The following is a 25,407-nucleotide window of genomic DNA, read 5'->3' on the forward strand; positions in this document are numbered from 1 at the left end:
TTAGATCACCTTTTTACGCAGGTAAGCTGAAATGGCTTCGCCAATAATGACCAGACCAATGATTGCCAGAAGGATCGTGGCAACCGTTTGCCATGCAAAGGTATCAATCGCCCCCTGAAGGATGATGCCGATCCCGCCAGCACCGACCAGACCCAGAACCGTACTTTCACGCAGGTTGATGTCCCAGCGCAGGATGGATACGGCAAAGAAGGTCGGCATGACTTGCGGAATGACGCCATAGACCAGAATCTTGAAGCGCGATGCACCAACAGATTCCAGTGCCTCGATCGGGGCACGGTCGATTTCCTCGATCGCTTCGCCCAGCAATTTGCCAAGGAAGCCAAGCGACCGGAAAATGATCGCCAGAATACCGGCCAAGACACCCGGTCCGAACACAGCCACAAACAGCAGCGCCCAGATGATGGTGTTGACCGAACGCGACGACACCAGAATGAACCGGCCAAGCCAAAGCGTGAAACGGTTCGGCGTCGTGTTCTGGGCTGCGATCAACGCAATCGGCAGGGACAGGAACACGGCAAAGAAGGTCGCAATGGTTGCGATATTGACGGTTTCCAGAAGCGTCCAGCCGATTTCCTGCCAGCCTTCAAGCGATGGCGGGAACATGCGGGCAAACAGATCGCCCATCTGTTCCGGGGCATCCCAAAGCCACGGCCAGATGATGTTGATGGTCGATAAGGACCAGACGACAGCCAGTGCGACCAGCGCGGTCAGGCCATAACGCCGCCAGCGTTCCTTGGTGGTATAGCGGGACCATTCGCGGTTGGCGATTGCTTCCGGTCCGGTAGGTTGGGTGGTGGCTACCATAGGTTCCTCCTGATCCGGCCGCTGATGGCCTCGCTGACAAGGATCACACCGATGATGCAAAGGGTAATCGCCAGCGCAAAGTCGTAGTCATAACGCCCGAAGGCATTAAGAAGGGTCGATCCGATACCGCCCGCACCAACGATGCCAACAATGGCAGAGGCGCGCAGGTTGCTATCAAGCTGATAGATCGAAAGACCGATCTGACGGGGCATGATTTGCGGGATCACGGCATACAGAAGAGTGACAAATGTCGCCCCGCCAGCAGCACGGATCGCCTCGACCTGACCCCAGTCAGTTTCCTCGATCCGTTCGGCCAGCATTTTGGCAACGAAACCGATGGAATAGACCGTAAGCGTCAGAATGCCCGCCAGCGGGCCAAAGCCGACAGCTTTGACAAACAGGATGGCGACAATGACCGGGTGGAAGGAACGGGCAACGATGATCACGCCACGCCCGATGGTGTAAAGCCATTTCGGGGCGATGTTTGACGCCGATGCAAAGGCAATCGGAACGCTGAGTGCCAGCCCCAGCAGGGTCGAGACAATGGCAATCTTGATGCTTTCCATAAAGCCGTCAAACAGCAACTCGCCACGGATGAAGCTTGGCGGGAAGGCGCCCTTGAAGATGCGGATCGCACGCGGGACACCGTCCTGGATGCGCTCCCAGTCGAATGGCAGGGTTGTGATGGCCCACCAGACATAGGCAACAACAGCAATCAGAAGTCCCCAGCGCAACATCGGGTTGGCAATAAAGGGGGGCTTCTTCCATGTGCGGCCCGTTTTTTGAACGGTGCTGCTCATCGTGCGGCGACCTCACGCAGGTGGGTGCTGCTTTCGGCGTCGCCGCGTTCTTCGGCGGGCACACCGGCATAGATATCGTCCATGGCGTCATTGGTCAGGTCGACCGGCTCGCCATCGAAAATAATGCGACCAAAGCGCATGCCAACGATCCGCTGGGTATATTCCTTGGCTTCATTGACGTTATGGATGTTGATCAGAACCGGCAGGTGCAGCTCGGATGCGAGCGCGCGCAGCAGTTCCATGATCTGACGCGATGTTTTCGGATCAAGCGATGCGGTCGGTTCATCGGCCAACAGGATTTCAGGTTCCTGCATCAGGGCGCGGACCACACCGACACGCTGGCGTTCACCGCCGGAAAGTTCATCGGCACGTTTGTCGGCATAATGGGCGATCCCGACGCGTTCCATCAGATGAAAGGCGCGATCAATGTCTTCCTGCGGGTATTTGCGGGCTACCGCACGCCATGCCGGAAGATAGCCCAGACGACCGGACTGGACGTTTTCCATCACTGTCAAACGGTCGATCAGGTTGAAGCCCTGAAACACCATGCCGATGCGGCGGCGTGCCAGACGCAGCGCCTTGCCTTCAAGCTTGGTCAGTTCCGTGCCATTGAGTTCGATGGAGCCCGAAGACGGTTCGACAAGGCGGTTGATACAACGCAGCAGGGTACTTTTGCCCGCACCTGATGCGCCAATGATGGAAACAACACTTTCGCCCGGCACTTCAAGGTTCAGGTTCTTCAACACTGCCTTTTCTTCGCCATAGCGTTTTACAAGTTCTTTGATACGCAGCATTGCGTTACCCCGAATGAAATGGGTGGCACAGGGCCTGCCAAGGCAGGCCCTGCAAAGTTCGGATCGATTGGAAAATCAGGAATTACTTCAGGTTGTCCGGGGTGTATTTCACACCGTTGGCAGCCTGAATTTCGCGGATAACCGCCCAGTCTTCCTGATAGGTGATCGGCAGGAACTTCGACACACCCTTGAATTCTTCACCAAGGGCGGTGCCCTTCATGTCAAAGGTAAAGAAGGCTTCCTTGATCTTTTCGACCAGTTCCGGCTTCAAGTTGTAGGCATAGTTGAACGAAGTGGTCGGGAAAGGCTTGCTTTCATAGATGATTTTGACTTCGTTCGGATCATAGAGATCGCGCTGGGCCATACGTTCGACAACTTCGGACGCGACCGGGGCGGCATCATAGTCACCGGCGACAACGCCCAGGATCGACTGGTCATGCGAACCGGAATAGACAACTTCGTAATCCTGTTCCGGAACGATGCCCTGACCCGGAAGCAGTGCACGCGGTGCAAGGTTGCCCGAGTTCGAGGTCGGCGAGGTATGTGCAACGCGTTTGCCCTTAAGATCAGCCGGGGTATCAATGCCGCTGTCTACACGGGTGTAGAGCTGAAGCGTGTAACCAAAGCGACCATCATCCGCACCCATCAGGGCAAACGGAACCGCACCGGCAAGGTTGACGGCAAACGGGGTCGGGCCGGTCGAGAAGCCGGCAACGTGCAGGCGGCCTGAACGCATGGCTTCGACTTCTGCCGAGTTCGACTGAACGGCAAAGAAGTGAACGTCCTTGCCAGTTACTTCTTCAAGATGCTGCAGGAATGGGTCCCAGATATCGGCATAAACGGCCGGGTCTTCGACCGGGGTATATGCAAAGACAAGGGTGTCCGGATCGACCTGCTGGTCTGCGGGCGGGGCATCGGCAACAAGGTCGCCGTCCATGTCGCAATACATCGGGTCAAGATCGCCGCGTGCGATGCAGTCATCTGCCGCCGCGGCCGGGGTGGATGCCATGCCGACCATGCCGATTGCGGCAAGGAGGGTGGTGAGCTTTAAACTGTCGGTTTTTTTCGGAATTGAAAACACTGTTTTCGAACCTTTCTTCCCTGTGAATGACGGCTTTCCGCCGTTTTTGAATGTGGTTTTGTTGTTTTTATTGTTGCTTTAATCAACATTATGAATTTGAAAAAGTTGGAAAATCAACACAAAACTGTAACAAAAGGTTTCGCTCAGGATTGCTAAGATGCCTGCTATTGGCACAAAACCGGCCATAATTGAGGGGGATGTGGCTTTGCGTTTGGGAAAAAAAGAGCGGCAGCGTCGTATTTTACAAGAGTTACAGGTTCACCCTCATGTGAGAGTTGCCACACTTGCAGAGCGATTCGATGTTGCAACCGAAACCATCCGTCGTGATCTTGATGCGCTGAGCCGTGATGGATTGATCAAACGCGAGTTCGGTGGCGCATCGGCCCGGCCCATGGGCCATCAGCCCGATCTGGCAGAACGCCAGTTATCGGCGGTGGCCGGGTTTGAACGGATTGGCATGCTGGCGGCCGACATGGTGCGGTCCGGCGATGTGGCAATGATTGATGCCGGCTCAACCGTGGCCCAGATTGCGCCGTTTCTGGCGGCCCGCACAACAAAACTGCCACGCACGTTTCTAACCAATTGCTATGCGGTGGTGCATGGCATGGCCGAACTTGCCGATCATGATGATGTTTTGATGTGTCCGGGCCAGTTTGATCGTCGTGAAAACGCGGTCTATGGCAACGATACCGTCGAATATCTGCGCCGTTTCCATGCCAATATTGCCTTTATCGGGGCATCGGGCATTTCGCGGCAGGGCTTTAGTGACGTTAACCGCCGGGCGGTGGCCGTTAAACGGGCAATGATGGAACGATCAGACGAAACCTGGCTGATGGTTGATCATACGAAGTTTGATCAACGTTATCTGGAAAATGTCGCCCCGCTTGAAGCGCTTACCGGCATCATCACGGATCGCAGACCCGAACCGGAATTCGCGTCCCAGCTTGAACGGGCGGGAATACGGCTTTTGGCATGGTGTGATGAAAAACATGGTCCGGCCTGAACCGACAAACAGATCGGTCAAACTACAATTTGGTCACGGTTGAGTTTGCGTTCGTCCTGATTCCAAACCATATTTCCCGGCACAGCGCGTTATTGTGTTGAATGCCGGGTTCCCGCCCCGGTCAGTTTGTTTCTGACACGGAGGATTATGATCGTGACCAATCCAGTGACCACCCGTACCGAACAGGACACCATGGGCGAAATTGATGTGCCTTCTGATCGGTATTGGGGGGCGCAAACCCAGCGATCCAGACAGAATTTCCGCATTGGCGGTGAACGCATGCCAGATGCCCTGATCAAGGCGTTCGGGGTTCAAAAACTGGCGGCTGCGCGCGCCAATGCCGCCCTTGATAACCTTGATCCGGAACTGGCCAAGGCGATTGAGGCCGCCGCATCCGAAGTGGCCGAAGGCAAGCTTTTGGATCACTTCCCGCTGGTTGTCTGGCAGACCGGATCGGGTACCCAGACCAACATGAACACCAATGAAGTCATCGCCAACCGGGCGTGCGAGATTTTGGGCAAGCCGATGGGCAAGCGCGAACCGGTCCACCCCAATGACCACGTCAATCGCGGCCAGTCATCGAATGACAGCTTCCCGGCGGCCATGCATATCGCCGCCGTGGTCGAGATCGAGGAAAAGCTGAAACCCGCCCTTAAACACCTGCGCACGACCCTTGACGCCAAGGTCGATGCATTTGGCGATATCGTCAAAATCGGTCGCACCCACATGCAGGACGCGGTGCCCCTGACCCTGGGGCAGGAATTTTCCGGCTATGCCGCGCAAATCGCACTCGGCCTTGATCGAATTGACGATGCGCTTAAACGTCTGCGTAAACTGGCACAGGGGGGCACCGCCCTTGGTACGGGGCTGAATGCGCCGGATGGCTTTGACGTTGAATTTGCCAAACAGGTGTCAAAAATCACCGGGCTTGAGTTTAGAACGGCGGAAAACAAGTTCGAAGCACTGGCCGCCCATGATGCCTGTGTTGAGATGTCGGGTGTCATGAATGTGCTGGCGACGTCGCTGATGAAAATCGGCAACGATATTCGTCTGCTTGGGTCCGGGCCGCGTTGTGGTTTTGGTGAGCTTGTCCTGCCCGCCAATGAACCCGGATCCTCGATCATGCCTGGCAAGGTCAATCCGACCCAGGCCGAGGCATTGACCATGGTCTGCGCGCAGGTGATGGGCAATCATGTTGCGGTCACGGTGGGTGGTTCGAACGGTCATCTGGACCTTAACGTGTTCAAGCCGGTGATTATTTATAACCTGCTGCAATCGATCCGCTTGATTGCCGATGCATCGGTCAGCTTTGCTGATAACTGCATTGCCGGGCTTGAGGCCGATCAGGAAAAGATCGCGCACTATGTCGAACAAAGCCTGATGCTGGTGACCGCCTTGGCACCGCATATTGGCTATGACAATGCGGCGGCCGTGGCCAAGAAGGCCCACAAGGAACGCAGCAGCCTGAAGGAAGCCTGCATCGCGCTTGGTTTCCTTGATGGCGATCGCTTTGATGAGCTGGTTCAGGCCCGCGACATGATCTGATGTGATGTTTTAAAGCATCGAAAAGCAAGGCCGGGCATCGCACCCGGCCTTATGTTTCCGCATGATGAAAAGTATGAAGACGACTGGACAAAACAGACCCCCTGCAATGATCAATGTCATTGCAGGTGTGGTTTAAATCGGGCATATCCAACCCATGATAACGTGCAAACGCCATAACCGCCGTTCGGGCGGAATTTCCCTGCGCCGTGTCGTTCAGACATGGCTGGTGGCGTTTGTTGTCTTGTTTGCGGGTGTCACCCAGTCCGGGCTGGTCCCAGCATTTCTCAGCGGGCAGGCCACCGGCATTGCGACTGCATCCGCGGCGGAAATCGCACCGGGTGGTGATTACGTTCTGATTTGCACCCCGGCTGGCATCAAGCTTGTATCTGCTGATACGCTTGAAGGTGTCGTGGCATCAAATGCGTCCGGTCAAACCGACGAAATGCCGGCCCATGCGTTTTGCCCGCTTTGTGCAAACCATCACGGGGCGATGGCGGCAATTGATTTGCCCTATGTCGCGCCGGTGCCGGTCATTCATGATGTCAGCTATGCCAAGGCGATTGCCTTTGTCGCGGTCAATGACATCCCGCGCGGTCGCCATTCCCGGGCACCCCCGGTTTCCATCTGATTTCAAAGACTGATCAAAACACGATTACTGAAATCGCAGACCTGCGGATGCAGGCTGCTAATTGGATGGAATATCATGAAAAAGCTTTTTGCAATTGTTGCGACCGTGGCGTCGCTGTTTATCGTTACCAACGCCTTTGCCGCCGATATCGAAGTCAAGGATGCCTGGGCCAAGGCATCCAAGGGCATGGTGCGCAATGGTGCGGCCTTCTTTGATGTTGTGAATACCGGGGCTGCCGACCGCATTGTTAGCGTGCGCAGTGATCTTGCGGAACGCACCGAACTTCACACCCACATCATGGAAAACAATGTCATGAAGATGCGCCAAGTTCAGGGTGGTGTTGAGGTGCCAATGCATGGCTCTGTGCAGTTCAAACCGGGCAGCTATCACGTCATGTTCATTGGCCTGAACAAGCCGCTTGAAGAAGGCGAGAAAATCGACATCACACTGGAATTCGAGAAGGCCGGTGATGTGCCTGTGACTATTGATGTTCTCAACACCATGGCGATGGGGCCGAACGGTGGTGCCGGCATGGGGCATGGTCATGGCAAGATGAAAATGAACAGCAACTAAGGTTGCACGGCAGCCGAATATTCAAAGGGGGAAGGTTTGCGCCGACCCCCTTTTTTCGTCATGATGGGGCAACCAAAACGGTCGGTTACAGGGAGCCCACCATGTCTGACGACATCACTATTGACGATCTGATCGCCAAGCTTGGCCTGCAACCCCATCCGGAGGGTGGCTATTACGCCGAGACCTTCAGGGCGTTTGAAACCTGTAATCCCGGCAATCGGTATCTGGGGGTGCGCAGCACGGGAACGGCGATCTATTACCTTCTGACGCGTGATACTTTTTCAGGCATGCATATCCTGACCAGTGACGAGATTTTCCATCACTATATCGGGGATGCCGTCGAACAGCTTCAGCTGTTTGAGGACGGCACGCACAAGCGGGTCGAGATCGGCAAGGATTTGCTGGCCGGGCAGAAACCGCAAATGGTGGTGCCGAAAAATGTCTGGCAGGGGGCGCGGCTTAAGCCCGGCGGCAAGTTTGCGCTTTTGGGCTGCACCGTTGCGCCGGGCTTTGATTTTGCCGATTTCTCTATGGGCAAACGCGCGGCACTGACAGCGAAATGGCCTGCCGCGTCCGAGCTGATTGCGGCATTGACGCGCGACTGATTTTCAGGCGAAAGTACGACGTCACCAACTTGGGGTTGTTTGGCGTGGCCGCCAGCCCCGAAATACAGGAATAGCCCCATGCAGCTCGACACCTGGCTTCTTTTTGCCGGGGCGGCAATCGCGTTGGCGATGGCGCCCGGTCCTAATAATCTTCTCGCGATGTTTAATGGCGCGCGGTATGGCGTATCGTCTGCTGCAGTGGGCGGAATTGGCCGTATTGTTACCTTTGCCCTGATGATTGTGGTGACTGCGGCCGGGCTTGGTGTGGTGCTTGCTGCGAGTGAAACAGCCTTCCTTGTGATCAAATGGGGTGGCGCGGTTTATCTGGTCTGGCTTGGTCTTAAAAGCTGGTTTGCCAAGGTCAATGACAGTGATGAAACGACTGGCCCGGCCGAGCTTATGGTCAATCCGGGGCCGTTTAATCTGGCAAAGACCGAGTTCCTGACCGCGATTGGCAATCCCAAGGCGATCCTGATCTTTACGGCCTTCTTCCCGCAATTCCTTGATCCGGCTGTGGCATACGGGCCGCAATTCACGGTCATGGGCGTGACATTCATTGCCATGGAAACCAGCGTTTTGCTGGCCTATGGATTGTTGGGCGGGCAGGTCAAGGGCCTGATCAAGTCAGCCCGACATATGCGGATGCTCAACCGTGTTTCGGGCACGCTTCTGGTCGGGGCGGGTGTTTTGCTGGCACTCACCGACCGGTCACGCACGACGGCCTAATTCAGGCAAGATATCCTCAGAAATGCGCAGGGGCGCAGCTTTGTTAAAAGCGCGCCCCCTTGCTCCCTTGTCTACCTGGATAGCTGTTAGGCTTTCCGGGCGATCGCCTGTTGTCAGGCGATTTCTTCGACCCGATGACACGCCACTTCGCGGCCCTCGAAATTGCGCAGTTCCGGGCGAACTTTTGCGCATTCCTCGGTCGCAAACGGGCAGCGTTTATGAAACGCACAGCCCGATGGCGGGTTGATCGGTGATGGCAACTCGCCAGTCAGCGGTTCTGCCTTCACACGTTGTGTCGGATCGATCTTTGGTGCCGACGCCAGAAGCGCCCGTGTATAGGGGTGCAGCGGCTTGGCAAAGATCTCGTCAGTTGGTCCCTTTTCAGCGACGCGACCGAGATACATCACCATGACGTCATCTGCAATATGTCTGACGACAGAAAGATCATGCGAGATGAAAACATAGGCGACATTCATCTCTTCCTGCAGGTCCATCATCAGGTTCAGAACCTGTGCCTGTACCGATACATCAAGGGCCGATACCGGCTCGTCCGCGACGATGACTTTCGGCTCAAGGATCAGGGCACGGGCAATCGCGATACGCTGACGCTGACCACCGGAAAACATATGCGGATAACGCTGATAGAATTCCGGACGCAGGCCAACCTTTGCCATGGTGGCATGAACGCGTTCTTCACGTTCCTTGCGGCCAAGATTATCCATGTTCAAAAGAACCGGCTCGGCCAGGATCTGGCCAACCTTTTTGCGCGGGTTCAGCGATCCATAGGGGTTCTGGAAGATCATCTGAACGGTGCGGCGGAACTGCTTGGCTTCCTTGTCAGACAGATTGCCAACAGCATTACCGTTCAGTTTCAGCGCGCCCGAGGTCGGCTTTTCGATCAGGGTTAGCTGACGGCCAAGGGTCGATTTGCCACAGCCAGATTCACCGACAACTGCAAGGGTCTTTTGCGATTCAAGTGTAAAGGAAACACCATCAAGCGCCTTGACCATGGCACTGGGTTTGCCAAAGCCACGATTGACCTCGTAGTGACGGACAAGATCATCGGATTCCAGAAGCGGAACACCGGGTTTGGTATCCAGAAAACTCATTACACAGTCTCCCCGGTGGTCGTATCAGCGGTCAGGCCGGTCGGCTGGCCCTGATCATTTAGCGGATAGAAGCAACGCACATCGCGGCCATTGAAGTCGGTGACCTCCGGGCGCGATTTCACGCAGCGTTCATTGGCATAACGGCAACGCGGTGCCAGAAGGCAGCCCTGCGGGCGGTCATACTGACCGGGAACCACGCCAGGGATGGTCCGAAGACGGTCATGGCCTTCGGATCGTTCCGGCAGCGCTTCGAGCAGCGCCTGCGTATAGGGATGGCGCGGGGCTGCAAAGATGCTGTCAGCCGGGCCACTTTCAAACAGCTGACCGGCATACATCACCTGAATGCGGTTGGCGGCCTCCGACACCAGTGCCAGATCGTGGGTGATCAGGATCAGGCCCATGTCGCTGTCTTCTTGCAGTTTCAGCAACAGATCAATGATTTGGGCCTGAATGGTCACATCAAGGGCCGTGGTCGGCTCGTCGGCAATCAAAAGGCGCGGGTTACACGCAATCGCCATGGCTATGACGATACGCTGGCTCATGCCGCCTGACAGCTGATGCGGGTAGGCGGTCATGCGCGACTTCGGATCGGGAATGCCGACCTGGTTTAAAAGATCAAGCGTGCGTTCACGACGTTGCTTCTTGTTGCCGCCCTCATGGACCTTAAGGGCCTCCATGATCTGGGCTTCGACCGTGAAGCACGGATTAAGGGCCGACATCGGATCCTGAAAGATCATGGCAATGTCTTTGCCGGTGATCTCGCGACGGCGTTTTGCAGGCATGGTGATCAGATCCTGACCATCAAAGGTCAGGGCATCCGCGGTCACGCGGCCGGGAAAATCAATCAGACCCATCACGGCAAGCGATGAAACCGATTTACCCGAACCGGATTCCCCGACGATGCCAAGGACTTCGCCGCGATCAACAGAGTAGCTTACGGAATCAACAGCGCGAAACGGCTTGTCTTCGGAGCCGAACTCGACTGTCAGGTTTTTTACTTCGAGAAGAGCCATGACTTACCGTTTCATCTTGGGATCAAGGGCATCGCGCAGGCCATCACCCATCAGGTTGAAGGCAAGCACGGTGACAAGGATGCATAGGCCGGGGAAGGTGATTACCCACCAAGCGGAGCCCACAAATTCACGGGCCTCGGACAGCATGGTGCCCCATTCCGGCAGCGGCGGCTGCGCGCCAAGGCCAAGGAAGCCAAGGGCAGCAGCGTCAAGGATCGCACTTGAAATACCAAGCGTGCCCTGCACGATCAGCGGTGCCATGCAGTTCGGCAGGATGTTGACGAACATCTGGCGGACATGACCGGCACCGGCAATCTGCGATGCGATGACATATTCCTTGTTAAGTTCCGATACGACCGACGCACGGGTCAGGCGCACATAGTGCGGCAACTGGACGATGGCGATGGCCAGCATCGCGTTTTCAAGCCCCGGGCCGAGGATGGCAACAATCGCCAGCGCCATGATCAGGCTGGGCAGGGCCAGCATGATGTCCATCAGGCGCATGACGCCGACTTCGATCCAGCCGCGGAAGTAACCGGCAACCATACCAAGCACGATACCGGCAATCATCGACAGGATCACGACGACGACACCGATCGAAACCGACAACTGAGCGCCGTGGATCAGGCGCGACAGGATGTCACGACCAACCGCATCAGTGCCAAGGATGTAACGGGGATCGGCACCTTCCATCCAGATCGGCGGTTTCAGAAACGCGGTACGGTCCTGTGCGACCGGATCGAACGGTGCGATCCATTGTGCGGTCACGGCCAGAAACAGAATGATCGCAATCACGATCAAACCGGCAAAGGCACCGCGGTTCTTTTTGAAATAGTCCCAAGTTTCGCGCATCGGGCTCGGCGGTGCGCCGACGGGCTCAACGGCTGCTTCGGCAACGTTTGAGGCCTGTGCTGCGGACGGGGTGGTGTTATCGCTCATCTCACAGCTCTCCTTAGCGCTTGTAACGGATACGGGGGTTAATAATCCCGTACAGAACGTCAACGATCAGGTTCACGGCCATCACGAGGAAGGCAATCATCAGAATGCCACCCTGAATGGTCGGATAGTCGCGACGGTTCATGGCTTCGATGATCCATTTGCCGATACCCGGCCAAGAGAAAATCGTCTCCGTCAGGATTGCACCAGCCAGCAGCACGCCGACCTGAAGGCCGATCACCGTGATTACCGGGATCAAGGCATTACGCAGCGCATGAACCATGATTACCCGCATCGGTGCCAGACCTTTGGCGCGTGCAACGCGGATATATTCCTCGCCCAGGACTTCCAGCATCGAGGAGCGCGTCATACGCGCAATCACCGCCATCGGAATAGTGCCGAGTGCAACTGTGGGCAGGATCATATGGCTGAGTGCACTGGTGAAAGCGCCTTTCTCACCGCTCAGGAGGCTGTCGATCAGCATGAAACCGGTCACCGGCTCAAAGAAATACATGACCGATATTCGACCCGAGACCGGCGTCCAGCCCAAGGTGGTCGAGAAGAACATGATCAGAAGCAGCGCCCACCAGAAAATCGGCATCGAATAGCCTGTAAGGGATACAGACATTGTCAGGTGGTCGAGCCACTTCCCGCGATTAATGGCGGCAAGCACCCCCAGCGGAATGCCAAGGATCACGGCAAACAGGATACCCATGACTGCAAGTTCGACCGTCGCCGGGAACAGGGTCAGGAATTCGTCCAGAACAGGTTTCTTGGTTACAAAGGATTTGCCAAGATCCCCTTGGAATACGCCCATCAGATAATCGAAATACTGAACGATCAGTGGCTGGTCGAAACCATACTGAGCCTGAAGCTCTGCATATCGCTCAGCATCGACACCACGTTCACCAGCCATCATCAGGATGGGATCACTGGGAATGAGGCGGATCAGGAAGAATACCAAAAGGGTGACACCGAAGAAGGTCGGGATGATGTCCCCCAAACGGCGAAACAGGAATCCTAGCATGCCATCGGGCCTTTATTGTGTCCGCACACATTAAGGATGCAGGCGGACGTCTCTCTCTTTTGCGAAATTGCAAAGAGGCCCGGAAAACCGGGCCTCTCTGATCAGGTTTTGATACGCTTATTCAGCGAGATCTACACCATAGAAGATGTGACCACCGAACGGATCGATTTTGTAGTCAACAACTTCGCTGCGGATCGGTTCGAACACGATCGAGTGTGCGATGGTTGCCCACGGTGCTTCGCGTTTGAAGACCAGCTGAGCTTCTTCGTACAGACGGGTACGCTCGAGAACGTCTGCAGTGGTTTTTGCCTGCTGAATCAGGTTATCGAACTCTTCGTTGCACCACTGTGCACGGTTCGCACTACCAACTGCGTCACAGCCAAGAAGAACTGCGAGGAAGTTGTCGGGGTCACCGTTATCACCGGTCCAACCGAGCATGAAGGTACCCTGTTCACCTTTTTTGGTGCGATCAAGGTATTCACCCCATTCGTAGGATACGATCTCGGCGTTCACACCAATTGCAGCCCAGTCAGCCTGAACGAGTTCAGCCATACGGCGTGCGTTCGGGTTGTAAGGACGCTGAACCGGCATCGCCCAGATGTCGGTGGTGAAGCCGTCCGGATAACCAGCTTCTGCCAGCATCGCTTTGGCTGCTTCCGGATCATACGGGTCATCAACGGTGTCGTTGTTGTAAGACCAGATGGTCGGCGGGAGCGGGTTTTTCGCAGCCGAACCGGCACCCTGATAAACACCTTCGATGATGGCGTCTTTGTTGATCGCCATGTTCAGTGCTTTACGGACTTTCGGGTCGGTGAACGGTTCTTTCTGGGTGTTGTAGCCCAGATAGCCAACGTTCAGACCTTCTTGGCTCATCAGGTTGATGTCGGCATCTGCTTCCATCTCTTCCAGATCGGCCGGGTTCGGGAACGGCATGACATGACATTCGCCAGCTTTCAGCTTCTGGTAGCGAACGGTGCTGTCCGGGGTGATTGCGAAGATCAGGTTATCGATTGCTGCTTTGCCTTCCCAGTATTCCGGGAATGCTTTGTAACGGATAACCGCATCTTTCTGATAGGCAACGAGCTGGAACGGACCGGTGCCGACCGGGTTCAGGTCAACATTTTCCGGGGTGCCTGCTTCCATCATCTTGTCAGCATATTCAGCCGACAGAACAGATGCGAAGTCCATGGCCATGTTGGCGATGAACGGTGCTTCCGGACGGTTCAGAACGAATTTAACGGTTTGATCGTCAACCTTGACGATGTCCTTGACCAGATCGCCCATCGACATCGAGTTGAAGTACTCGTAACCGCCGCCCGATACACCATGATACGGGTGCTCGGTGTCAAACTGACGCATGAAGGTGAAGATCACGTCATCAGCATTGAAATCACGGGTCGGGGTGAAGTCTTCGGTGGTGTGGAATTTCACGCCTTCACGCAGGTTGAAGGTATATTCCAGACCATCAGCCGAAACGTCCCAGCTGGTCGCAAGACCCGGAACGATGGTGGTGGTACCGCGCTTGAACTGTACGAGGCGGTTGAAGACCTGACGCGAAGACGCATCGAAGGTCGTACCTGCAGTGTAAAGCTGCGGGTTGAAGCCTTCCGGGCTACCTTCCGAGCAGTATACCAGGGTTTTTGCCGAAGCGGCAGTCGGAGCAGCAAGTGCGGTGGCTGCAAGCAGGCCTGCACCAAGTGCCACTTTGACGAAATTCGCTTTCATTAAATGCCTCCCTCAAGGCTGGTCCGAGCAAATCAATGCTGTCCGCGTGACATTTGATCCGGTCACGTTTGACAGCATATTTTGCAACGGACGAGGTTTACCCGATCCAACAGGTATGAATGTTGGCAATCGACGAGGGAAAGTAATCAGGGTTTCTGCGTATCGTCAACGGTTCCTGCGGGATTTTACGTAGTGCGACCGCAGGTTCGAATGATGAATTTAAGTCAAGTATTTGTTATTTTTATGAAATTCACTGTCCGGTTTCATCATTGCAGCAGTGCATTTTTTTCAAGGCTCGGCGGGTGAAATCGGTAAATCACGTGTTTAAAATGTGCTTTTGAACGATTCATATCTTATTGAATCATAATGATTCGTTTGATTTCACCCGGCCTTTTTGCCTCAATTTCTACCCTAGAGTGGTATTGAGTTTGGTGATTTGCACGATATCCGCGTTCCACGCCGCAACAAATCGATAAACATCGGCGCCAAGCGACGGCCAGCCGTGAAACATAAGACCGGCATCACGCAATTTTCCGGCAAGCTCCGGGGACATTTTGACAAACAGCTCATTGCCCTCTGCCGCATGCGTAAGTGTTGCGCCCTGTTTGATCAGGACGTCGGCAAGGGCCTGCGCTGCTGCGTTGGCATGGGCGGCATTTTTCAGCCAGACATCATCCTTGGTATAGGCCAGAAGTTGGGTCGCCAGATAGCGGTGCTTGGAATGCAGATGGCCACTGCGTTTGCGCGCCTGCTCGATCCGGGGTTTCAAGCTGGTGTCAAAAAGAACAATGGCATCAACCGCCATCGCACCATTTTTGGTCGCGCCAAAGCTGAGGGCATCGACGCCGGCTTTCCAGGTGACATCGGCCGGATGGCATTTGAGATGTGCCATCGCATTGGCAAACCGCGCCCCGTCCATAAACAGGCGCAGGTCATGCTTGCGGCAGACCTCGCCAATCGCCTTGACGTCATCAACCGTGTAAACCGCACCAAGTTCGGTGGCCTGTGTGATCGCCACACATTCAGGCGACACCGAATGCACACCGCGATCAACCAGACCGCTGACAAAGCCATCAAGGCCATCTGCTTCAAGCTTTGCCGCCGGGCCATCCATCGGCAAAAGCTTCGCGCCGCCCGTGAAGAAGGCAACGCCCGTGCTTTCATCCTCGTTGATGTGGGCTTCATGGTGGCAAACCACCCCGCCATAAGGCGAAACAAGCGCAGATAAGCTGATACAGTTTGCCGCAGTGCCGGTTGCAACCGGGATGACGGCAACTTCCTTGTCAAACAGCTCGGAAAAGGCAGCATCGAGTTGCTGGCTGAGATCGTCACCGCCATAGGCCGGCGCATTGACAGACGCGTCCTTTGTCAGGGCTTCCAGAATTTCCGGGCAAAAGGGCGATACATTGTCCGAGGCAAAATTCATCTTAAATCTCGTCGTTTTTTGGTGGCATTGGGGCGGTGATATCACATGCAACCGGGCGGCATGGCAAGGCTGTGCTATTGACCAACGGTTTCCGGCAAGGCTTCGATCATCTCGATCGGACTATTCCAGGCACAGACAAACCGATAGGCATCCGGACCAAGTGACGGCCAGGGGCGGAATACAATACCTGCATCGCGGAGCTTTTCGGCCAACACATTGGTCATGAGAATAAACAGCTCGTTCCCCTGGGGAACAAAGGCCGGCTTTGCCCCCATGCTTGAAAGGGATTTGGCGAGTGCCTGTGCGGCTGCGTTGGCGTGACGGGCATTGCGCAGCCACAAATCATCTTCAAGATAAGCCAGAAGCTGTGTGGCAAGATAGCGGTGCTTGGAAAACAGATGGCCTCCGCGCTTGCGGTTCTGTTCCGTTTTGCGCCGGAGTTTCGGATCAAACAGTACGATCGCATCAACAGCCAACGCACCGTTCTTGGTCGCGCCAAAGCTCAGGACGTCAACACCGGCTTTCCAAGTGATTTCAGATGGGGGGCAATCAAGGGCGGCAACCGCATTGGCAAAACGCGCCCCATCCATGAAAAGCCGCATATTGTGTTTTTGGCAAACCGATCCAATCGCCTGAATTTCATCAACGCCATAGACGGTACCGAATTCCGTGCTTTGCGTGATCGCAACACATTCCGGATCAACCGAATGCATGCCGTTTGAAACATGGTTGGTCAAATAGGCATCCAGTGCGTCTGCTTCGATCTTTGCCGAAGGCCCGTCAATCCCCAGCAGCTTCGCCCCGCCGCCGTAAAAGGCGACACCTGTGGATTCCGTGACATTGATATGGGCGTGGTGATGACAGACCACGCCGCCAAACGGCGACACCAGCCCAGAAAGCCCAATGACGTTGGCCGCCGTTCCGGTTGCAACCGGCACGACGGATACATCACGCCCGAACAATTCTGAAAAAGCAGCATCAAGCTTTTGGCTTTTGTCATCCGCGCCATAGGGCAGGGCGCTGGCATCACTTTCGGCGGCGATAGCCGCAAGGATTTCCGGACAGATCGGGGTGACATTGTCAGATGAAAAGTTCATTGGGGCCTCAAAGGGATGACGTAAAAAGGCGCGCAGTTTGGCAAGGCAATGCTGTTTGGTGGTTGGCCAAGATTGTTTGGATTTTGCGTGCTTGGCAAGTAAGCTATTTGCTGGTGGCGATGAATACGCCATCCCAATCGGCTGGTGGGGGCGTTTCTTTGAACAAAGCGATGCGGCTGGCGTAAAGATCATAAAGGTCGCCAAGCTTCGCAAAATCGCTTGATGCCTGCTGGCATTCTGCGATCAAATTTTCGGCCTCATCCCAGTTTCGGGCGCGATAGGCCGAAAGCATGGCCGCGTGCAAATCGGCGAAGTTTTTGAACTGCGCTGATGCCGCCATGTCCTTATCGCCCAGCAGGGCAAAGACATGCAGTGCTTCGCTTTTGCCCTTAACGGTGATCAAATCGAGTTCGATCAGTGCGAAATCATTACCAATCCGTTTGGCAACATCCTCGCCCAGAACGACATCGACGCCATAGTTCTTTGATTGTCCCTCAAGCCGGGATGCAAGGTTAACCGCATCGCCCAGCACCGAATAATCAAAGCGCTGATCCGATCCCATATTGCCGACAAGACAATCGCCGCAATTGATCCCGATGCCGACATTGAGCGGCAGGAAGGGCTCATTGGCCTGTTCTGCTTCCTGTTTGCGCTCGTCATTAAGCTTTTCAAGCGCATGTCGCATCGCAAGCGCGCTGTCACAGGCATTATGGGCATGGTTTTTAACATCCAGTGGCGCGTTCCAGAACGCCATGATGCAGTCGCCCATATATTTATCAATCGTGCCCTCACGGTTCAGGATGCAGTCGCTCAGCGGTGTCAGAAGCCTGTTGATCAGGCGTGTCAGGCCTTGTGGATTGGATTTGAAACCTTCCGAGATGGCGGTAAATCCGCGGACATCACAGAACATCAGGGTCATGTCACGGGTTTCCCCGCCCAGTTTCAGACGCTCGGGATGTTCGGCCAGTTGCGCCACCAATGCCGGTGACAGATAGTTGGCAAAGGCGGCGCGCACCTGACGGCGTTCACCTTCGGTGCGCATGAAACCAAGCGAACTGGTCGCAAGATAGACGGCTGCCAAACCGACAATCGGATAGAGCGGATCGATGAGTACGAGTTTATCTGAGTAGGCCCACCAGGAAATGCCGATCGCGCTGGTGGCAATCGCCAGACCAATCACCGCCGGCCAGACCGCACCAAGCCGTGGGACTGCCAGAATAAAAAACATGCCGACGATCAGAAGGACCAGCATTTCGACCTCCGCCGCCCAATAGGGACGGGTAAGGAAATGCTCAAGCAGCATCTGTTCAAGCATCTCGGCATGTACTTCGACCCCGGGGATCACGCGATCAAGCGGGGTGGAGCGCAAATCAAGCAACCCGGCCGCACTCGTCCCCAGCAGGACCATTTTATTTTGAAGGATGTCGGTTCCGACTGATCCGTTAAGGATATCTGTCGCCGACAGGTACCGGTCCTTCTGATGGCCGGTAAAATGCACCCACATATACCCGGCACGATCCGTCGGGATGGTCAGGGCACCAACGCGAACGGACGCGATGCCTTCCGAGTTGGTCCAGCGTGTGCTGCCGCTCGCCCCGGACATCCGCACCAGCATGGTCTTGGGGGCATTTTGTAAAACGCGCAGCATCTCAAGGCTGAGTGTCGGATAGACCGGCTTGCCAATCCCTGGCTGTTCATGATCGATGGCAGCCATCAACGGTACACGGCGTACAATCCCGTCCTGACCTGGCGAGACGTTCACCAGCGCATTGCCAGTTGCAGCCGCCTCGATAACATCAAGGTTTTTGGCTGCACTTGGCAAGACCGGAACGAAATCCGAAAGCGTGCGACCTGCTTCGCCGGCTGCACTGAAATTCCCGACCTGGCGGGGAAGGGCATCAAACTCACCATTGCGGAGCTGAACCGCGGTGACCACGTTGCCAGTACCCTTGATGAATTGGGCAAATAGCTGGTCGTGGTCGGGCAAGGCCTTTGCCATTTCCGCAATACGGTCACGTTCGGTGCTTTGCGGCCAATCGTCGATCACGCGTGATGGTGATGTACGATCAGGCTCGGCAAAAACCATATCAAAGCCAACAACAATCGCCCCATTGGCGCGCAGGCGATAAAGCAATTCCGAAAGCTTGGTACGCGGCCAAGGCCATTGGCCCTCACTTGCCAAGCTGCGCTCATCAATATCGACAATCCGCACGCCGACATCTTCATAAGCGCGCGGTGCAATTTGTTGATAAAGATCGAAAACCGTTAAACGCAGCTGATCAATCACCGGCACATTCTGCCAGCGCAAAATGATGCAGGTGAAGAGTATGGCCAGCGGAACGATATATTGCAGTCCGGTCATAAGACCGAATTTTCTCAGACCCATGATTGTGCCTTTGATCGAAGGATCAAGAGGATCAATTCAATGTCCCGGATGATGCATTTCCGTTCGGAACGTTCGTGGTCTTCACATTGAAATCGACATGTGTCGCATCCGTAAATGTCGCAGACGGATTACAGTTCATCGTATTGCAGGCGGCGTTATAGCTAAAAGCGCTGTTGTCGAAGGCGACATTTCCGGAACTTGCTGAGTAGTCGAAACCGGAAAAGGATGCCGATCCTCCTGTCCCTACGCCATCATTGATGCTGGTAAATGAAACATCGATCTTTCTGTTTGCGTAATCGACCGTTGTCGAGAAACTGTAAGAAATTCCGCCGCCACTGACATTCAAGGTGCCTGTTGTGGCGCTACCACTCATTACCTGACGAAGTCCGTCATAGTTAAATGGGTCAGATGAGCCGCCTGAACTGCTTGTATTGTTGACCAGATTATTATTCAGGATCGACGTGGTTTCAGCGACATTTTGGGCGCTGTTGACTGTTCCAATTTGCGCCATGGCGACGTCAACGGCCTGCGCGCTGGTTGCGCCGGTCTGGTTTTGCGCCTGTCCGGTTTGCTGGCTCGTGACAACAGGCTGCTGCGTGGTGGATGAGGTCGAGTTTGCACCTGCACCGGAATCCGAGCCACCACCAAGTGATGCGGTGCGGACAACATTTGCTGAAAAATCAAACGTTGCGGCACTGGTCGGGAAACGTGTGGGCGTGGTGACATTGTTGTCTGAAACAAAGACGCCAAAATTTTCGCCAGTCACGCGTTGTGAGCCGCCATTCTGGTTAAAGGCGGCAAAGGCGCCGGGCCGTGATGTCGTGTCATTACGCGAAAGACCGGGTCCTTGGTTCACCGCCATGAAAACCAGCTGGTTTGCGGTGTTTGCGTCGGTGGTATCAAAACTGCCCGGCACGATTTCGTTTGCTTGTTCGGCGGTCATGGAGCGGATCAGGCCAATGGTGCCGCGAATACCGATGGAGCCGACCGGCAGGTTCACATCCATGCTCGATGGATTGTTGAGCGGGATTTTGCCGGTGACAAAGCGCATCACACCTTTGGCCATATCGGCGACAATGCGTCCGTCGCCGGTGGCCGGGTCATAGACGAACTCGTCAATCGCAACGTCGCTGTTCGGGCCGATGGTAAAGACCGTTTCGTCAAGCAACAGGACCTGCATGCCCGAGTTGGCCGATGTAACGATCCGATCCCCCAGATAGACCGGCATGCCACTTTCAACCAGAATGCCGACTTCGCCGGTGACTTTGGAAAGTGTGATTTCGCCGGTTACAGCGGCCGAGACGCCCGCCATTTCGGCTTCAAGTTCTGCACTGGCGGGTTTTGGCGCCATCAAGATTGTTGCGGCAATCAAAGGTGCGCAAAGCAGCGTTTTGCCGGCAAATCGACGGATTGTCGCATTCGATTTCAGGGGCGAATATTTGGCCTTATGCATCACTAGAACTCCCAGCGGCGTGTCAGAAATACCTGTGCACGTGCGTTATGGTATTCGTAGTTGGGAATGTTTGATTTTGTGTTCAGATACTCACCGGTGACCGACCAGTTGATCGGTGCCAGAAAGCCAAGTATCTGATTTGCCGTTTCGCTATCCCCAAACAAGTCGGTCGGCAATATCGTCGCAAGCGGTGCACCGTATGTCAGGCGGATCCGAGTGCTGCGATCCGTGCGATGTTGCGGCGAATTGCCGGTCGTCAGAAAATCCGGATCCCGGTACTGGTCCATGCCATAGCGAATACTTCCGCTGATGTAACTTCCCCCGCCAAACAGATAAGCATGGATCAGCTCGCCGCTCAAGCTATTGTAACTATAATAGTTTCTGGCGGCATCCTTCATCCCGGCCGCAAAATTCAGCGTCGTACGATGATTTGGCGACCAATTGTAGTTGCCCCCGATCCGTGCGCCATAGCGCTGACCGGAATGCAAGCGAAGCGCACTGGATTCAGATGTGTTCTGATATCGCTCGTCAGAATAGGTGATATCGCCGTTGAGGTTAAAGAACGGGCGCACGTTCCAGTCCAGCCGCAGGCGGCCGGTTCTGGCGGTCAGGTACTTCTCGCGCGAAAGCGACTGCGCGGTCTGGCTGAGTGTCGGGGTCAGCATCCAGTATCCGCCGCGAATACGTGTGCCGATTTCTGCCGAAAAGGATCCAAGGTCCAGCGCGTCGAGCTGAACCTGGTCACTGCCATAGCCGGTTAAACTTGCAAAAACCTCGTGACCTTCCTGATAGCCAAGATCATAGCTGACGTCATAGCGAAGCGCCCCGATATAGGCGATGTCGTTGTTGGGTTTGTCTTCGCTTGCGGTGATGGTCGTCGGTGTGCCGGTCAGAAGCTGGACCTTGTCGTTCGGGGCCGCGTTGCGGTTGCTGTCAATCTGGCTTCCCAGTGTCAGGGTCAGGCTTTGGGACAAGCGCTTGCGGCGGCGCTCGATGGCGCTGACATACTGACGGATATTGGCTTCGACATCTGGCGAGATATCCATTTGCAACAGGCGATCAAACTGGCTGCGGGCCTCGTCCAGGCTATCAAGGCGATAAAGAACAATCGCGTAATAAAGGCGTACCGGTGCCAGATCCGGGTCCAGAACAAGAATGCGTTCAAGGGTTGCCGATGCCCCGCGGACGTCGCCACGCGCCAGCTGGGCCTTGGCCCAGCGGAAGTTGAGGACGATGTCATCGGGATTTGCAAGGATGTCGGCATAGGTGATGTCGCCGCCATCATCGGTACTCAGCAGAAAGTTAGCCCGTGCGGTTACGTCGGTGAGTCGCTCGAAATCTTCGGAAAACTGGCGTGCTTCGTCTGTGCGCACATCAATGCTTTGCTGTGCGCTTACCCCGGTTGTTCCGATTGCAAGCGACGTTAGACCCGCTGCAATCAGCGCGGTAACGTACTGCCATCTGCCTGTCGTCAAACTGCTTTCCTACCATTGGCAGGTCAGGACCGTCATCGGGTACACGTAATGTCAGCAGAAAGTTTGGCGACGAAACCCGAATGGCGACCATAACCTGTTTGGAAACGATCAAATCAGATTATGGTCTTTGAAAAGACAGGGATAGCCATTCGGCAGGTTGGTGTTGCCATGTGTGGGTGGATAGTATTTCGCACCTTGCGTATAGTGAATTTATCGAAAGGTGGTTTTGCTCCTATCCATAGGTCACCCAGGGTTATACTGCGGTCCCGCCGACGGTCAGACCATCAATGCGGAGCGTCGGTTGCCCGACACCAACAGGAACACCTTGCCCGTCCTTGCCACAGGTACCGATACCATCATCAAGCGCCATGTCATTGCCGATCATGGAAACCTTGGTCAGGCTGTCTGGCCCGTTGCCGATCAGGGTCGCGCCCTTGACCGGTGCGCCAAGCTTGCCATCCTCGATCAGATAGGCTTCGGAGGCCGAGAACACGAATTTGCCAGATGTAATATCGACCTGACCACCGCCAAAGTTGACGGCATAGATGCCCTTTTTGACCGAGGCCAGAATTTCTTCCGGCTCCTTGTCGCCACCGAGCATATAAGTGTTGGTCATGCGTGGCATCGGGGCGTGGGCGTATGATTGGCGACGTCCGTTACCGGTGGATTTGACACCGGTCAGGCGCGCGTTCAGGCGATCCTGCATAAAGCCCTTGAGGATGCCATCCTCGATCAGGACGGTTTTCTGGGTTGGCGTGCCTTCATCATCAATGGACAGCGACCCGCGACGGTCATGGATGGTGCCATCATCAACCACCGTCACACCCGGCGATGCTATCCGCTGGCCCAGAAGCCCGGCAAAGGCAGAGGTGCCCTTGCGATTGAAATCACCTTCAAGGCCGTGACCGATGGCTTCGTGCAGCAAAATGCCCGGCCAACCCGGGCCAAGCACCACGGTCATTTCACCCGCCGGTGCGGCGACTGAATCAAGGTTCACAACCGCCTGACGGAGCGACTCATCAACCGCCTTTTTCCAGGTTTTCTCATCAAAGAACCCGTCATAACCAATCCGGCCACCTTCGCCGTGTGATCCGGTTTCCATGCGATCGCCCTGTTTGACAACGACCGAGACGTTAAAACGCACAAGCGGGCGAATATCGCCAATACGCTGTCCGCCGGAACGCCAGATTTGCACGGCCTGCCAGTTGCCTGAGATTGAGGCGGAAACCTGTACCACACGCGGGTCACGCGAACGCGCATAGGCATCAATCTGGGCCAAAAGGTCGACCTTGGCCTCAAATGTGGCCTCACCCAGCGGGTTCACGTCGGAATAAAGCGATACGTTCGTACCGATTGATCCCAGATCAACCTTGCCCGAGCGGCCCGAGCCAACCGCCTTGACGGTTTCGGCGGCACGCGCAACCGCGTCATTGGAGAGTTCGTTGGAATGCGAAAAGGCGGTCGCCTCGTCGGCAACAGCGCGCAGGCCAAAGCCCTGTGCGGTATCAAAGTTCGCACTGCGCAGGCGGCCATCATCCCAGACAAGGCTTTCGGATTGGCGATATTCAAGGAACAGTTCCCCGTCTTCGGCAGCGCTGAGTGCATCATTGACCTGTGTTTCAAGCCGGTCGCGATCAAGATCACCCTTGGCGAAAAACAGATTGTCGGTGGTGCGAAGATCGGTCATGGAACCTCCTTGGGGCCGCGATAACACGGCCAGAGAAAATGTCTTTCCCTGTACGATAATTCAGTTGAGGCAGTATTATCCCTTACTCAATTTAGGGTTTCTGATGCCTTCGACTTTCATCTATACAGGTACTTGTTCGGGCAGAGGACAAAGCAATGGCCCGAGTGGTTTATATAGACTGCAATAACCAATTATGAAAGCCCGTGGCAATGTTTGTCGAACATCCCCAGCGCGTCGCCCTTCATAATGAAATCCATGCCCGACCGTTTGGTGGTGTGACTAGCCCGGCGCGGTGTTCCTGCCTTGCCTTTCAAACGGGCGAAGACCTTGATGACGCGGTGCGCGACCACTTCACCGCCTTTTGCCACCGCTACAGCCTGACGCCACCAGCTGCAGATCAAAAATATTTCGAAGCCGCCTGTGATGGATTTTCCGTCATCTGGGAACGGCACGCGGAATTCACGGTCTATGTCTTCAAACGCACCGAGCCATTCGATAACCCGTTCGAAGACCCGGTGATCAATCTTGTGCCGCGCGACTGGCTTGATGAAACACCGGGACAATTGCTGGTGGGGTTGCATATCGTCGTCGACAAGGCTGAGCGGAGTGAGGATGAGCTTTCCCGGCTGTTTGATCACAATGGCCTGACCGGCAGCCGCATATTGGGGGGCACGGCACAGGTCTGGACGGATTTTCGCCTGCATGGCGATGGATTTGGGCGCATCCTGATCAAGGATTGCGGCCTCGAACACCTTCAGGCCGGGCGTCTGGTGCAGCGGCTTAAGGAAATTGAGGTCTATCGCATGATGGCGCTGCTGGCCTTTCCGTTGGCACATACGGCGACACCCAAGGTATCGGAAATCGATACCCGCCTGTCGGAAATCACCGCTGAAATGGCGAGTAAAACCCAGACCAATGACGAAGAAACACTCGCCAAACTGACCGACCTTGCCGCCCAGACCGAGGAAATGGCAGCCTCGCTCAATTACCGGTTCAGTGCAGCGCGGGCCTATTACCGCATCGTACAGGCGCGCCTTGGCGAACTGCGCGAAGAACGCATCGAAGGCATGCAAACCATTGCCGAATTCCTTGAACGCCGCTTGGCGCCAGCAATGCGGACCTGCCAGAATATCGGCGATCGGCTGGAAGTTCTGTCAAAGCGTGTCGCGCGAGCCAACAACCTGCTGCGCACCCGTGTTGATATCCTGCTTGAGGCGCAAAACCGCGACCTTCTGGCCAGCATGGACCGGCGTGTGAAACTGCAACTGCGCCTGCAACAAACCGTCGAAGGTTTGTCGGTGGCCGCCATCACCTATTATGCGGTCGGGCTTCTGGGTTACCTGTTCAAGGCGATCAAGGATACCGGCGTTCCGATCAACGACCGGGTTGCCACCGGTGTTGCCGTGCCACTGGTGCTGGGCGCGATCTGGTTTTCGATGCACCGCATCCGCAAGGCGCTGCATCGTGCCGATGACTAACTAACGATACGTCCG

22 protein-coding genes are annotated in these 25,407 nt (G+C 55.5%); 7 read left to right on the forward strand and 15 right to left on the reverse strand.

Annotated elements, in window-relative coordinates:
- The 4 genes from phnE (WBY09_RS16530) to phnD all read right to left on the reverse strand — a co-directional run bounded on the left by phnE (WBY09_RS16530) (nucleotide 1) and on the right by phnD (nucleotide 3,500).
- Nucleotides 1–825: a phosphonate ABC transporter, permease protein PhnE gene (phnE, locus tag WBY09_RS16530; protein ID WP_008891549.1), complete on the reverse strand. Its 825-nt coding sequence runs from the start codon at nucleotides 823–825 to the stop codon at nucleotides 1–3.
- Complete coding sequence (gene phnE / locus WBY09_RS16535; protein WP_336233330.1) at nucleotides 819–1,625, reverse strand: phosphonate ABC transporter, permease protein PhnE; 807 nt, start codon at nucleotides 1,623–1,625, stop codon at nucleotides 819–821. Before phnE (WBY09_RS16535) ends, phnE (WBY09_RS16530) begins: the two co-directional genes overlap by 7 nt.
- Nucleotides 1,622–2,419, reverse strand: coding sequence for a phosphonate ABC transporter ATP-binding protein (gene phnC / locus WBY09_RS16540; RefSeq protein WP_336233331.1), 798 nt, complete (start codon nucleotides 2,417–2,419; stop codon nucleotides 1,622–1,624). Before phnC ends, phnE (WBY09_RS16535) begins: the two co-directional genes overlap by 4 nt.
- An 82-nt stretch (nucleotides 2,420–2,501) precedes the next feature.
- Nucleotides 2,502–3,500, reverse strand: a complete 999-nt coding sequence (gene phnD, locus WBY09_RS16545) for a phosphate/phosphite/phosphonate ABC transporter substrate-binding protein (RefSeq protein ID WP_082923482.1) — start codon at nucleotides 3,498–3,500, stop codon at nucleotides 2,502–2,504.
- Nucleotides 3,501–3,657: 157 nt separating this feature from the next.
- On the opposite strand from phnD, the gene WBY09_RS16550 reads away from it, so the two are divergent.
- The 6 genes from WBY09_RS16550 (at nucleotide 3,658) to WBY09_RS16575 (ending at nucleotide 8,580) form a co-directional block, all read left to right on the forward strand.
- Nucleotides 3,658–4,503, forward strand: a complete 846-nt coding sequence (locus WBY09_RS16550; RefSeq protein ID WP_336233332.1) for a DeoR/GlpR family DNA-binding transcription regulator — start codon at nucleotides 3,658–3,660, stop codon at nucleotides 4,501–4,503.
- 147 nt (nucleotides 4,504–4,650) lie between these two features.
- A complete protein-coding gene (gene fumC / locus WBY09_RS16555) occupies nucleotides 4,651–6,048 on the forward strand; it encodes a class II fumarate hydratase (RefSeq protein ID WP_336233333.1) in 1,398 nt (465 codons plus the stop codon).
- 154 nt (nucleotides 6,049–6,202) lie between these two features.
- Nucleotides 6,203–6,676: a DUF2946 family protein gene (locus WBY09_RS16560; RefSeq protein WP_197146819.1), complete on the forward strand. Its 474-nt coding sequence runs from the start codon at nucleotides 6,203–6,205 to the stop codon at nucleotides 6,674–6,676.
- Between the two features lie 75 nt (nucleotides 6,677–6,751).
- Complete coding sequence (locus WBY09_RS16565; protein WP_197146820.1) at nucleotides 6,752–7,249, forward strand: copper chaperone PCu(A)C; 498 nt, start codon at nucleotides 6,752–6,754, stop codon at nucleotides 7,247–7,249.
- A gap of 101 nt (nucleotides 7,250–7,350) precedes the next feature.
- On the forward strand, nucleotides 7,351–7,854 hold the full coding sequence (locus WBY09_RS16570) for a cupin domain-containing protein (protein ID WP_197146821.1): 504 nt from the start codon (nucleotides 7,351–7,353) through the stop codon (nucleotides 7,852–7,854).
- 78 nt (nucleotides 7,855–7,932) lie between these two features.
- Nucleotides 7,933–8,580, forward strand: coding sequence for a LysE family translocator (locus tag WBY09_RS16575; protein WP_336233334.1), 648 nt, complete (start codon nucleotides 7,933–7,935; stop codon nucleotides 8,578–8,580).
- Between the two features lie 113 nt (nucleotides 8,581–8,693).
- On the opposite strand, the gene WBY09_RS16580 is transcribed toward WBY09_RS16575, so the two are convergent.
- The 11 genes from WBY09_RS16580 to tldD all read right to left on the reverse strand — a co-directional run bounded on the left by WBY09_RS16580 (nucleotide 8,694) and on the right by tldD (nucleotide 23,914).
- Nucleotides 8,694–9,689, reverse strand: a complete 996-nt coding sequence (locus WBY09_RS16580; protein ID WP_008891559.1) for a peptide ABC transporter ATP-binding protein — start codon at nucleotides 9,687–9,689, stop codon at nucleotides 8,694–8,696.
- On the reverse strand, nucleotides 9,689–10,702 hold the full coding sequence (gene dppD / locus WBY09_RS16585) for a dipeptide ABC transporter ATP-binding protein (RefSeq protein ID WP_336233335.1): 1,014 nt from the start codon (nucleotides 10,700–10,702) through the stop codon (nucleotides 9,689–9,691). Before dppD ends, WBY09_RS16580 begins: the two co-directional genes overlap by 1 nt.
- A gap of 3 nt (nucleotides 10,703–10,705) precedes the next feature.
- Nucleotides 10,706–11,641, reverse strand: coding sequence for an ABC transporter permease subunit (locus tag WBY09_RS16590; protein ID WP_336233336.1), 936 nt, complete (start codon nucleotides 11,639–11,641; stop codon nucleotides 10,706–10,708).
- Between the two features lie 13 nt (nucleotides 11,642–11,654).
- Nucleotides 11,655–12,665: an ABC transporter permease subunit gene (locus WBY09_RS16595; protein WP_063087349.1), complete on the reverse strand. Its 1,011-nt coding sequence runs from the start codon at nucleotides 12,663–12,665 to the stop codon at nucleotides 11,655–11,657.
- A gap of 117 nt (nucleotides 12,666–12,782) precedes the next feature.
- Nucleotides 12,783–14,390 carry an ABC transporter substrate-binding protein gene (locus WBY09_RS16600; RefSeq protein WP_287444456.1) on the reverse strand — a complete coding sequence of 536 codons (1,608 nt, stop codon included), beginning with the start codon at nucleotides 14,388–14,390 and terminating at the stop codon, nucleotides 12,783–12,785.
- Between the two features lie 406 nt (nucleotides 14,391–14,796).
- Nucleotides 14,797–15,816, reverse strand: a complete 1,020-nt coding sequence (locus WBY09_RS16605) for a threonine aldolase family protein (protein WP_336233338.1) — start codon at nucleotides 15,814–15,816, stop codon at nucleotides 14,797–14,799.
- A gap of 74 nt (nucleotides 15,817–15,890) precedes the next feature.
- Nucleotides 15,891–16,913 carry a threonine aldolase family protein gene (locus WBY09_RS16610; RefSeq protein WP_197146823.1) on the reverse strand — a complete coding sequence of 341 codons (1,023 nt, stop codon included), beginning with the start codon at nucleotides 16,911–16,913 and terminating at the stop codon, nucleotides 15,891–15,893.
- A gap of 103 nt (nucleotides 16,914–17,016) precedes the next feature.
- Entirely contained in the window at nucleotides 17,017–19,275 is a 2,259-nt protein-coding gene (locus tag WBY09_RS16615; protein WP_336233339.1) for a CHASE2 domain-containing protein, read from the reverse strand.
- 55 nt (nucleotides 19,276–19,330) lie between these two features.
- Nucleotides 19,331–20,752, reverse strand: coding sequence for a FecR family protein (locus WBY09_RS16620; RefSeq protein ID WP_197146825.1), 1,422 nt, complete (start codon nucleotides 20,750–20,752; stop codon nucleotides 19,331–19,333).
- Nucleotides 20,753–20,754: 2 nt separating this feature from the next.
- Nucleotides 20,755–22,227 carry a tetratricopeptide repeat protein gene (locus WBY09_RS16625; protein WP_336233340.1) on the reverse strand — a complete coding sequence of 491 codons (1,473 nt, stop codon included), beginning with the start codon at nucleotides 22,225–22,227 and terminating at the stop codon, nucleotides 20,755–20,757.
- Between the two features lie 253 nt (nucleotides 22,228–22,480).
- The gene (tldD, locus tag WBY09_RS16630; RefSeq protein ID WP_008891569.1) at nucleotides 22,481–23,914 is read right to left on the reverse strand and encodes a metalloprotease TldD; all 1,434 of its coding nucleotides are present in this window, start codon (nucleotides 23,912–23,914) and stop codon (nucleotides 22,481–22,483) included.
- A 209-nt stretch (nucleotides 23,915–24,123) separates the two neighbouring features.
- On the opposite strand from tldD, the gene WBY09_RS16635 reads away from it, so the two are divergent.
- The gene (locus tag WBY09_RS16635; RefSeq protein WP_063087365.1) at nucleotides 24,124–25,392 is read left to right on the forward strand and encodes a DUF3422 family protein; all 1,269 of its coding nucleotides are present in this window, start codon (nucleotides 24,124–24,126) and stop codon (nucleotides 25,390–25,392) included.
- Nucleotides 25,393–25,407: the final 15 nt, after the last annotated feature.

The sequence above is a fragment of the Thalassospira sp. CH_XMU1458 genome (assembly GCF_037027205.1).
Taxonomy (GTDB): Bacteria; Pseudomonadota; Alphaproteobacteria; order Rhodospirillales; family Thalassospiraceae; genus Thalassospira; species Thalassospira tepidiphila.

What these genes read in the sequence shown, in the direction of transcription:
- WBY09_RS16595 (WP_063087349.1), bottom strand. Translation starts at nt 12,665, where the DNA reads ATGCTAGGATTCCTGTTTCGCCGTTTGGGGGACATCATCCCGACCTTC.
- fumC (WP_336233333.1), top strand. Translation starts at nt 4,651, where the DNA reads ATGATCGTGACCAATCCAGTGACCACCCGTACCGAACAGGACACCATG.
- WBY09_RS16565 (WP_197146820.1), top strand. Translation starts at nt 6,752, where the DNA reads ATGAAAAAGCTTTTTGCAATTGTTGCGACCGTGGCGTCGCTGTTTATC.
- WBY09_RS16615 (WP_336233339.1), bottom strand. Translation starts at nt 19,275, where the DNA reads ATGACCGGACTGCAATATATCGTTCCGCTGGCCATACTCTTCACCTGC.
- WBY09_RS16620 (WP_197146825.1), bottom strand. Translation starts at nt 20,752, where the DNA reads ATGCATAAGGCCAAATATTCGCCCCTGAAATCGAATGCGACAATCCGT.
- phnC (WP_336233331.1), bottom strand. Translation starts at nt 2,419, where the DNA reads ATGCTGCGTATCAAAGAACTTGTAAAACGCTATGGCGAAGAAAAGGCA.
- phnE (WP_008891549.1), bottom strand. Translation starts at nt 825, where the DNA reads ATGGTAGCCACCACCCAACCTACCGGACCGGAAGCAATCGCCAACCGC.
- WBY09_RS16605 (WP_336233338.1), bottom strand. Translation starts at nt 15,816, where the DNA reads ATGAATTTTGCCTCGGACAATGTATCGCCCTTTTGCCCGGAAATTCTG.
- WBY09_RS16635 (WP_063087365.1), top strand. Translation starts at nt 24,124, where the DNA reads ATGTTTGTCGAACATCCCCAGCGCGTCGCCCTTCATAATGAAATCCAT.
- WBY09_RS16590 (WP_336233336.1), bottom strand. Translation starts at nt 11,641, where the DNA reads ATGAGCGATAACACCACCCCGTCCGCAGCACAGGCCTCAAACGTTGCC.
- WBY09_RS16575 (WP_336233334.1), top strand. Translation starts at nt 7,933, where the DNA reads ATGCAGCTCGACACCTGGCTTCTTTTTGCCGGGGCGGCAATCGCGTTG.
- WBY09_RS16560 (WP_197146819.1), top strand. Translation starts at nt 6,203, where the DNA reads ATGATAACGTGCAAACGCCATAACCGCCGTTCGGGCGGAATTTCCCTG.
- WBY09_RS16600 (WP_287444456.1), bottom strand. Translation starts at nt 14,390, where the DNA reads ATGAAAGCGAATTTCGTCAAAGTGGCACTTGGTGCAGGCCTGCTTGCA.
- tldD (WP_008891569.1), bottom strand. Translation starts at nt 23,914, where the DNA reads ATGACCGATCTTCGCACCACCGACAATCTGTTTTTCGCCAAGGGTGAT.
- WBY09_RS16580 (WP_008891559.1), bottom strand. Translation starts at nt 9,689, where the DNA reads ATGAGTTTTCTGGATACCAAACCCGGTGTTCCGCTTCTGGAATCCGAT.
- WBY09_RS16570 (WP_197146821.1), top strand. Translation starts at nt 7,351, where the DNA reads ATGTCTGACGACATCACTATTGACGATCTGATCGCCAAGCTTGGCCTG.
- dppD (WP_336233335.1), bottom strand. Translation starts at nt 10,702, where the DNA reads ATGGCTCTTCTCGAAGTAAAAAACCTGACAGTCGAGTTCGGCTCCGAA.
- phnE (WP_336233330.1), bottom strand. Translation starts at nt 1,625, where the DNA reads ATGAGCAGCACCGTTCAAAAAACGGGCCGCACATGGAAGAAGCCCCCC.
- WBY09_RS16550 (WP_336233332.1), top strand. Translation starts at nt 3,658, where the DNA reads ATGCCTGCTATTGGCACAAAACCGGCCATAATTGAGGGGGATGTGGCT.
- WBY09_RS16610 (WP_197146823.1), bottom strand. Translation starts at nt 16,913, where the DNA reads ATGAACTTTTCATCTGACAATGTCACCCCGATCTGTCCGGAAATCCTT.